The sequence below is a fragment of the Siphonobacter sp. BAB-5385 genome, from assembly GCF_002261125.1.
Lineage (GTDB): Bacteria > Bacteroidota > Bacteroidia > Cytophagales > Spirosomataceae > Siphonobacter.
In genome coordinates, this window is the sequence record NZ_NMPS01000193.1 from 22,113 (window position 1) to 28,344 (window position 6,232).

The following is a 6,232-nucleotide window of genomic DNA, read 5'->3' on the forward strand; positions in this document are numbered from 1 at the left end:
GGTTATTTCAAGACTTCCCGGATACTCAGATACTGCTTGGCCAGGGCTTTCATCCGGCTATCATCGCTAAACTGCTCGGCCGGCGTACTCAAGGGATCAACAATGCCGTTGGCTTGGGAGGACTTTAAGCCCAGCAGGTTAATGATGACGGGATCGGATCCTGAATCGCTAACCAGGTAGATAGCCGTTACCTGATTCTCCTGCCCGTCGCGGTCTACCCGTCCAATCAGCTGATCGTGTACTTTGGGTGACCAGTCCAGCTCGCCAATGACGACGGTCTTACAGCGGTGCTGTAATCCATCCAGACCCGCCCCCGATCGTAGGGAGATGATAAACAGGTTGGTTTCTCCGCTAACAAAGGCCTGCTTAGCTTTCTCTTTCTGAGGCCCAGATTCAGTACCCGTGTACATGACGGGATCAAAGTCAGCGAGTTCCTTCAGCCAGATGTCGTACACATCACGGTGCCAGCCAGCTAGGACTACGGGCTCCTCGTTTTCCAAGAGGATACGAACATATTGGGCGACGGAGCGGGCTTTCGAGATGCCGGTGGTGTAGCGAGCGAGCATGTCCAGCTCACGGGCGGCTTCGCCTTTTTCGATAAACGAGCCTTCCATCACCTTCATGGCAAGTTCCTTGGCTAGTTCCTCAGATTTCTTGACCTCAGCCTCGTCGTAACCTACCGTGTGGACTATCTTATTGATCGGCGGGAGTTCGCGTCCCACGTCGGCTCTGGTGCGTCGTAGCATGAGGAATCGCTCCCGTAGGTAACTACCCAATGCTTTTGGATCATTGACCTTTCGCTTCATACCGACAAGCGTGGTCCATTCCCGGTTGAATTCATCCCGATCACCGAGGCAACGCGGATTGATCAAATCGAGAATGTTGTAAATCTCATTCCCGTAGTTGTAGACCGGTGTAGCCGAAAGTCCCATACAGTAATCAACGTTCGAGGCCAGCGTACGGGCGGCGTTGTATTTAGCTGTACCATCAACCCGTAGCTCCTGACACTCATCAAAGATGACTGACTTAAACAGGCCTTTTCCGTAGACATCCACCCAGCCTGCCAGACAGGAGTACTTGAGAATATACACGTCCGCTGCGGGAAGGCTGTAGGGCTTGGTTCCCTGAATGATATGAGCCTTTAGATTCGTGAACTTTTCAATACCTTCCTCCTTCCACTGCTTCGGCATGTGGGTTTGTACAACGACGACGGCTGGAAGGGTATCGGGATGCAGAAACGAAAGAATGCCAGAGAGCGTCTTTCCGAGGCCCAGATCATCGCCTAGGAGCAATCGTTTTACTTTCAGGTAGGTCTCCTTTGCTTTCACCTGGTAATCGCGGGCGGTGAAGCCTCCCTTGAGTACCGTAACCGGCGGCTGATAGTCTGGCAGGTGAATGGCTTCCAGATCATTTACATCCTGCTCAAACCGAGCCTTCCCTTCGGCAATCCGCCGCTGCGTACTCACTGAGCAAAGCATTGGGTAGCGGGATAGGAACCATTCCAGATCGGCACATACTTCGGGCGTGGTAGCAAAGTAAAAGGGAGCCGTAGCGTAGGTAGGAATCCGGGTAAACAGGTGTTTGAGTTTAATGCAGACGTGCGGGTCTGCCCGGGTGATGGTGAATTGATTCTGCTCAGCGGCGTAGATAATCTCACCGTACGTTTTTACAGCCATGCCAGTCCCAGATTAACGATGTGAATGGGTTTGTGATTGACTTCCTTTAACCGAAGGGCTTTGTTAGTGACCAGAATGATCTCTCCGACCTTCTCATGCTGAGCGTAGCGTTCGAGCTGCTTATAGATAGCCTTGGGAGTACCCGCAATCTTTACCTCGATACCCGTGGGGCCTACCATGAAGTCGATGATATCGCCGGGGGCTAAGGTTACTTCCCGCTCATAGGCGATACCCGCCTTTTGGAAGGCCTCTTCCATCTGGCCCTGGAGTACCTTTTCATTGTGCAGATCAAAGCGGGTGATGCGTAATAGGTGCAGGAGTTGCATGGGCTTGTAGCGGGGATCAATTCGCCATTCGGGGCAGGTTCCTCTGCTTTCAACAACCCAGCCCGAATGACTCTTTTCGTTTTTACAGAGCACGCCGCTGTGGAACTTGCACTGACAGCACCATTTGCTGTCGAACATGGTTTGTTTTACTTCCATTTGTCAAGGTGGTCTTTAAGACCGTTACCGTGGATTTCGCAGTCGCCACATTTGAAAGTCCATCCGTGCCAGATGGCATAAGCCAATCCGACACAGAAGAGGGTGAAGATGATATACCGCATGGATAGGGATTAATTAGAGATACAGGACAATCCAGCGGTCAGGCTTCACCTGGATTGATACGATGGCTTTGAGAAACTCCCCCTCTTTCATTTCTACCCACAGCTCGCTAATGGAAGGGACTCGTTTTTCAAACACCCGTATACCCATCGGCTTTCGGGAAACACGAATCTTACTATACCGACATCCAAGGATTTTGATTAAGGCCTGCAAGTCGTTTACGAAAGCCTCTCCTTTGATTTTAGTCAGCAGTCGAAACATGCGTTCATTGCTGACCAGGTTGAGCTTTTGGGCTTCTCTGATGAAGTCCCGATACCCAGCCATGATAGGATCTTTGTAAGTCATGATCTTGGTTTTAAAAGTGATCGTCTTTCCTTTGGATCAAATGCAAAGCATGGGAAGGCCTCTTCTCCTTTGACCCAGACACTACAGATACCGTCCTGCATTTCGTACACGACTAGTTCTTTGAGTCCATCAAGCCGCTGGAGCGTGAGCGTGTAGCAGGTGTAGCCTTCGACGGGCCGCTTCTGCTTGGTGCGAACTATAGCAGTAATGAGATACACAGTCCCCGGCCCCTTCTTTCCCATGTTCACTAGATACCTGCCGGGCTCGGGGACTGGATGCCCTTCGCCGATATAGTAATACAGCTTTTTGGCTTCCCGCATGTTTAGTACGATTTACCGTGCTTTCTTTCCCGCGTAGCGTTGTAGGCCATCTTCATCCGAATGTGCCAGTCCAAATCCATTCCCTTAAAGCTTGCGTAGCTATAGCAGCAGGAAATCAGGCCCTGCAAACATTCCGAGATGTTATTTTTATTGTACTGCCACATGATGATGCTTATTGTGGACATGATAAACTCGGAGATGTTTTCGAATTCGGTCGGTGCATGAATGGCCGTAATATCATCCGAATCGATATAGTGACCGATGAGCGTATCCATGCAGCGAATGACCACATCGGCTAACTCATCCTCTACCGTGTCTTTAACGGAGACTTTAAACAACACGGGATCAAAATGTACATTCAAATCATTCATGAGCATTCGTCGCTCCTCATCTGGATGGACCTTAGTCATGGTCTTCCCAACCCGATCGGCTTCCAGGGCTTCAAACAGCTCCCCAATAGCCAGGGCAATGCATTGTTTGAGCGGTGGGACTTCATCCCAAAAACCATTGTTGCGATTAATTTGGTGGGCTTTTTTAGCAAGGCCAGTAAGTTCAGTAATCATTGTTTTAGGGGTGTTTGGTAATGATGATACGTTTATAAAGAATGGCTACTTTGTTTTCAGGGTCCGTGGGATGCTCAGCATACTCACAGACAATCCAGTAGGGCGGCGGATGAGGCCCATAGCCTCTTGGGTAAGCGTTTACGTCCCTTTTCCAGCGTTTGCCGATGGTAGTACCGGTGGGAATGGAACAGGAGTATTCGGGCAGCCCATCAAATTCCCTTTGGGTGAGTCGGATAACAGGCCAATCTTTCATAGATTTGGCATCTCCCGGATTTGAAGTGAAGCGGGCCACTCTTCCATGTTGCCGCCGTGCCGATCCTTTAACTTGAGCTGTTTAGCCAGGTGCGTTCCGAGTTGCTTGACGAAAACTGGAACTCCGGCCGCCATGCAATCATGGACAATACGGGTAATCCAGGTTAATTCACAGGGCCGGTACTGATACTTTCCGTTTTCGTTCCCTGACTCTCCGCCGACGATTACCCAGTCAATGTATTTGCCTACTGTTGCTTTAGCCTGCCAGTTAAGCAGTAACAATTCGGCCTCATCCAGATCAACCAGACCATGAAGGGGTTCCAGAGAAAGGAAGTAAAGTTTTGAGGGTACTGCTAGTAAATCCCAAGCCCGGTTAATGGATTGTTGAGAGCCAATAGAAGTGCCTAACCAGACATTTTTAGGAGCGTTGCCGTTTATCCAATGGCGTAGCATCAATTCCGCAAAGACAGCATTATTGTCAATGGCTAGTTTCAAAGCCTGTTCAAGACATCCCCATATTCGTTCCGGTCTTTTTGTAAGGATTTGAAACGTATGCTGCGGGCACTGAGCTATGATTTGAAAGGCCTCCCAGCGGTAAGTATCAATATCCGGATGAAAGAAGTCCGTCAGCGACGAAGTAAAAATCAGGGACGGTTCTTTCAAGCGTAACGGCAGGTTAAAAACCGATTTGGTACGAACGACTTCTTTGGGCTGGTACCGGGTCTCATTGAAGCTATCCCGGTACATGTAACAGTACTTGCAATCCTCATCTACTTTCGTACAACCTCTGGCCACGTTCCAGGTGGCATGTGTCCATTGTATTTTCGAATTATTTGCCATTTATTTTTTCGCTAAACGATTGATGGAAATCCGGAAGAGTCCGGCAATACTGGTATTCGGGATATTGGAAGGGCTGATACAAAACCATTTGCTCATCGTTGGCCGTTTTGTTGATGATCAGCCGAATCACCCGGTAGGGTATGCCCGTTTTCTTATGGTACCATAGGGAATCGGGCGTTGGAGTTGACTCGCCCATTTTAAAAAAGTGAGGGTTGGAACGATCCATCTTGGTAGTAAGGAACGAAAGGCAGATCAGCCCTAGGCTCCTCACCCGTCCACTTCTCCGGGAACACCTTGTTAGTCCAGCAATCCCGGATATAAGCCAGCTCCTCCGCGTTGATGAAATTCACGTCCGGAAGATCCAGCGGTTTACTTCGGTTGATCTCCTCCTGAATCGAAAGGATCTGATTACAGAAGTATTCACGGGATTCGATCGCTAGTGGGCCCATCCGGTTCTGATTCTTAGAAAGGCTTCCATCCTTCCGGGCCTCGCCACCGGGCTTGCGTAGTCGGTGCTGAGGTAGCCGCATTTCCTCGTAAATGGATCGAAGACCAGCCAGGGGTTTCAGAAACTCGTACTTAGGCATTTCAAGTATCGCGTTCAGAGCCGTATCCTTTGAAGCGAGCGGGCAACCGACGCACCCCGTCCGGGCGTTGATTTCCTCAGCCTCATCCCCTCCGTAGGCGTCAGCCAGCAGCTGCGTTTTCCAGCCTTCTTTCGGAGCGAATATTTTCAGCCAATCCCATACCGTACAAACTCGCCAGTGAAGTAGTGGGGCCAATTTGTCTACGCCAGAGATATCCTGCTGAAACCAACCCTGTCCGCATTCAGCTCCGTTCTTTCCGCAACTCATGGCAATTCGTCCGTCCCTGATCGCTGATTCACCTTGCCGGACGCCGGTCATCAAAAGCACCCCACCATCGTGGGCCTTGGCCAGCTCGTTGACCTTTTCCTGCATCGGCTCCAGTTTGATCTGACGGGTACACCAGCGAAGGGTATTGTTGTTTGGGGGCGGTACACCTCGACCGAGTATGTAAGGCAGAAACCGACGTTCAACGGGAGCCATCACGATTTCCACGTCAATTCCACGGCTTTTCATCTGCTCGATGAGGAAAAACACCGAATACTGAAGCGGAGGTAATTCCATACGAGTATCGGCGTACAAAACTGTGATAGTTTCAGGAGCCTTCACCTGCCCGCTATTGATCAGCGAAAGGGCCAGGGTTACAAGCGTTGTTGAATCCTTTCCACCGGACCAAGTAAATACCCAGTGGGGCCGCTCGATTCCGTACGTATTCAGCGACCGTACCGTCAGATCAACGCAACCATCGAAGTCGATTCGCTGATTTTCCCAGATTGAAGTTTGCTTTCTCACGCCGCACCCCCTTCCATCACTTCAACTCCCAGCATATCAAACAGCGTGGGCACGGAACGTTTGTATTCAGCTTCCCGGCAGTATTTGACTCCATCCGCGAAGTACTCCGGATTTAGCTCACAGGCGTAGCCTCTACGGCCCAGGTTGATCGCTGAATACGGAACACTCATCAGACCTCCGAAGGGATCGTAGACCAGCTCTCCGGGGTTGGTATAACGGCGAATCACCCGCTCGACAATATCCAGCTGAAAGGGACAG

The 6,232-nt window shown here is 50.4% G+C and carries 10 protein-coding genes; all 10 read right to left on the reverse strand.

Features of this window, described 5'->3' with window-relative positions; translation table 11 throughout:
* Nucleotides 1-2 precede the first annotated feature (2 nt).
* Nucleotides 3-1,676: a DEAD/DEAH box helicase gene (locus BWI93_RS19220; RefSeq protein WP_094814276.1), complete on the reverse strand. Its 1,674-nt coding sequence runs from the start codon at nt 1,674-1,676 to the stop codon at nt 3-5.
* The gene (locus BWI93_RS19225; protein WP_094814278.1) at nt 1,667-2,158 is read right to left on the reverse strand and encodes a hypothetical protein; all 492 of its coding nucleotides are present in this window, start codon (nt 2,156-2,158) and stop codon (nt 1,667-1,669) included. The genes BWI93_RS19220 and BWI93_RS19225 overlap by 10 nt, the downstream gene beginning before the upstream one ends.
* Nucleotides 2,159-2,293: 135 nt before the next feature.
* Nucleotides 2,294-2,623, reverse strand: coding sequence for a hypothetical protein (locus BWI93_RS19230; protein ID WP_094814280.1), 330 nt, complete (start codon nt 2,621-2,623; stop codon nt 2,294-2,296).
* Complete coding sequence (locus BWI93_RS19235; RefSeq protein WP_094814282.1) at nt 2,620-2,943, reverse strand: hypothetical protein; 324 nt, start codon at nt 2,941-2,943, stop codon at nt 2,620-2,622. The genes BWI93_RS19230 and BWI93_RS19235 overlap by 4 nt, the downstream gene beginning before the upstream one ends.
* A 2-nt stretch (nt 2,944-2,945) precedes the next feature.
* Nucleotides 2,946-3,506, reverse strand: coding sequence for a hypothetical protein (locus BWI93_RS19240; protein ID WP_094814284.1), 561 nt, complete (start codon nt 3,504-3,506; stop codon nt 2,946-2,948).
* Between the two features lie 4 nt (nt 3,507-3,510).
* Complete coding sequence (locus BWI93_RS19245; protein WP_094814286.1) at nt 3,511-3,759, reverse strand: hypothetical protein; 249 nt, start codon at nt 3,757-3,759, stop codon at nt 3,511-3,513.
* Nucleotides 3,756-4,598, reverse strand: coding sequence for a DUF5131 family protein (locus tag BWI93_RS19250; RefSeq protein WP_094814288.1), 843 nt, complete (start codon nt 4,596-4,598; stop codon nt 3,756-3,758). The genes BWI93_RS19245 and BWI93_RS19250 overlap by 4 nt, the downstream gene beginning before the upstream one ends.
* Nucleotides 4,588-4,794, reverse strand: a complete 207-nt coding sequence (locus tag BWI93_RS19255) for a hypothetical protein (RefSeq protein ID WP_094814290.1) — start codon at nt 4,792-4,794, stop codon at nt 4,588-4,590. The genes BWI93_RS19250 and BWI93_RS19255 overlap by 11 nt, the downstream gene beginning before the upstream one ends.
* 1 nt (nt 4,795) lies before the next feature.
* Nucleotides 4,796-5,974, reverse strand: a complete 1,179-nt coding sequence (locus BWI93_RS19260; RefSeq protein WP_094814292.1) for a phosphoadenosine phosphosulfate reductase family protein — start codon at nt 5,972-5,974, stop codon at nt 4,796-4,798.
* On the reverse strand, nt 5,971-6,232 hold a 262-nt coding region (locus tag BWI93_RS19265; protein WP_141217534.1), incomplete at its 5' end, for a DNA methyltransferase. The genes BWI93_RS19265 and BWI93_RS19260, both read right to left, overlap by 4 nt.

What these genes read in the sequence shown, in the direction of transcription:
- BWI93_RS19220 (WP_094814276.1), bottom strand. Translation starts at nt 1,676, where the DNA reads ATGGCTGTAAAAACGTACGGTGAGATTATCTACGCCGCTGAGCAGAAT.
- BWI93_RS19225 (WP_094814278.1), bottom strand. Translation starts at nt 2,158, where the DNA reads ATGGAAGTAAAACAAACCATGTTCGACAGCAAATGGTGCTGTCAGTGC.
- BWI93_RS19230 (WP_094814280.1), bottom strand. Translation starts at nt 2,623, where the DNA reads ATGACTTACAAAGATCCTATCATGGCTGGGTATCGGGACTTCATCAGA.
- BWI93_RS19235 (WP_094814282.1), bottom strand. Translation starts at nt 2,943, where the DNA reads ATGCGGGAAGCCAAAAAGCTGTATTACTATATCGGCGAAGGGCATCCA.
- BWI93_RS19240 (WP_094814284.1), bottom strand. Translation starts at nt 3,506, where the DNA reads ATGATTACTGAACTTACTGGCCTTGCTAAAAAAGCCCACCAAATTAAT.
- BWI93_RS19245 (WP_094814286.1), bottom strand. Translation starts at nt 3,759, where the DNA reads ATGAAAGATTGGCCTGTTATCCGACTCACCCAAAGGGAATTTGATGGG.
- BWI93_RS19250 (WP_094814288.1), bottom strand. Translation starts at nt 4,598, where the DNA reads ATGGCAAATAATTCGAAAATACAATGGACACATGCCACCTGGAACGTG.
- BWI93_RS19255 (WP_094814290.1), bottom strand. Translation starts at nt 4,794, where the DNA reads ATGGGCGAGTCAACTCCAACGCCCGATTCCCTATGGTACCATAAGAAA.